A 2,098-nucleotide genomic window follows, 5' to 3' on the forward strand; every position below is an offset into this window, starting at 1 on the left:
CCCGGTGGATCGACCCCGCCTCCGCCCCCGCCCGGATGGTGCCGGAGGACTTCGGGGAGGTCGGCTCCATGGTGGTCACCCCGCTGCCGGGCCACGGCGTCCCCGCCGGGGCCCTGGTCCTGCTGCGCCGCTCCGACCGCACCTCCTTCAACGACAGCGAGGAGGTCTTCGCGCGGCTCTTCGCGGCCCGCGCCGGCGCCGCCATGTCCGCCGCCCGCCTCTACGCCGAGCAGGCGTCCATCACCGAGATCCTCATGCGGGAGCTGCTGCCGCCGCGCCTGCACCACGTGGACGGGGTCGAGTTCGCGGCCGGCTACCGTCCCTCCGCCGACGAGGAGCGCATCGGCGGTGACTTCTACGACGTCCACCCGGCCTCGGCGGAGGGACAGGAGTCCCTCGCCGTCCTCGGTGACGTCTGCGGCAAGGGCCTGGAGGCCGCCGTGCTCACCGGCAAGATCCGCAACACCCTGCACGCGCTGCTGCCGATGGCCGAGGACCACGAGCGGGTGCTCCGCCTGCTCAACGGCGCGCTCCTGGACTCCCACCACACCCGCTTCGTCACCCTGGTCCTCGCCTCGGCCGTGCGCCGCAGCGGCACCGTGCGCCTGCGGCTGACCAGCGCCGGCCACCCCGCCCCGCTGATCGTGCGCGCCGACGGCCGGGTCGAGGAGGCCGACACCAAGGGCATGCTGGTCGGCGCCCTCCCCCGGATCGAGGCCCGCACCCACACCACCGACCTCGCCCCCGGCGAGAGCTGCCTGCTGTTCACCGACGGCATCACCGAGGCACGCGGCGGACCCATGGGCGACGAACTCTTCGGCGAGGACCGCCTGCGCGCCGCCCTCGAGGAGTGCGCGGGCATGCCCGCCGAGGCCATCGTGGAGCGGGTGCGCATGCTGGTCTCCGAGTGGCTCGGCATCGGTCGCCACGACGACATGGCCGTCGTCGCCATCACGGCACCGCGCGGCGCCCATCTCAGTGCGGTGGGAGGCCACGGACGGGGCAGGTTCACCGCATGATCCCCGATACCCGCTCCCGGGCACCCGGCCGGGTGCCCGGGGCACCGGAGTGCGCAGACCGCCTCTGGGACGCCGTGTGGCACGGCGACGAACGGTGTGCCGGAGACATCGCCCTGGCCGCGCTCGACTCCGGGATGGACCCCGAGTGCCTGTTCCTCGACGTCATCGGCGCCGTTCAGCGGAAGGTCGGTGAGGAGTGGGCCGCGAACCGCATGAGCGTGGCCCGGGAACACGCCGCCACCGCCATCAACGAGCGCGTCATCGCGATGCTGGCCCGCCACCCGGCGGTCCGCCGCGAACCGACCCGGGGCCGGATCACCGTCGCCTGCGTGGACGGTGAGTGGCACGCCCTGCCCGGGCGCCTGCTGGGTGAGGTCCTCGAGCTGCGCGGATGGCGGGTGGACCACCTGGGTGCCCAGGTGCCCACCCCCCACCTCATAGGGCACCTCCACCTCACCGGTCCGGAGGCGGTGGCGCTCTCCGGCTCCATCGCCACCCGCCTGCCCACCGCCCACGCCACCATCACGGCCTGCCAGGCCGCCGGCGTGCCGGTGCTGGTCGGGGGCGCGGCCTTCGGCCCCGACGGGCGCTACGCACGTCTGTTCGGCGCCGACATGTGGGCCCCCGACGCCCGCTCCGCCGCCGACCGCCTCGACGCCGGCCCCCCGCTCCGACCCGCTGCCCCGCACCAGGCGGTCGACGACCTGCCGCACCTCATCGACCAGGAGTACACCCTGGTCACCCGATCGAGCGCGCGACTGGTCCGGGAGACCCTCACCGGCCTGGAGGAGCGCTTCCCACCCATGCGGGAATACTCCCGCTCCCAACACCGGCGGACCGCCGAGGACATCGCGCACATCGTCGATTTCCTCGCCACCGCCCTCTACACCGACGACGACGACCTGTTCACCGGCTTCATCCTCTGGACGGCCGGTGTCCTGACCACCCGGGGGGTGCCGGCGCACTCGCTGCTCCCGGCCCTGGACCTGCTGACCCACCGTCTCCGGGACCTGCCCCGCGCCGTCCGCCTGCTCGATCGGGGGCGTCGGAGCCTGCTCGACCACCCCGCCGTCCCCGTC

At 74.3% G+C, this 2,098-nt stretch carries 2 protein-coding genes; both read left to right on the plus strand.

Translation table 11 applies throughout. The annotated features are described in order from the left end of the window. A partial coding sequence (locus FNQ90_RS20680; protein ID WP_182607737.1) for a PP2C family protein-serine/threonine phosphatase occupies nucleotides 1–1,019 on the plus strand: 1,019 nt, incomplete at its 5' end. Further along, the coding region (locus FNQ90_RS20685; protein WP_182607738.1) for a cobalamin B12-binding domain-containing protein at nucleotides 1,016–2,098 on the plus strand (1,083 nt) is incomplete at its 3' end. The genes FNQ90_RS20680 and FNQ90_RS20685, both read left to right, overlap by 4 nt.

The organism is Streptomyces alkaliphilus (genome assembly GCF_014141535.1).
In the GTDB taxonomy this organism is placed as follows: Bacteria; Actinomycetota; Actinomycetes; order Streptomycetales; family Streptomycetaceae; genus Streptomyces; species Streptomyces alkaliphilus.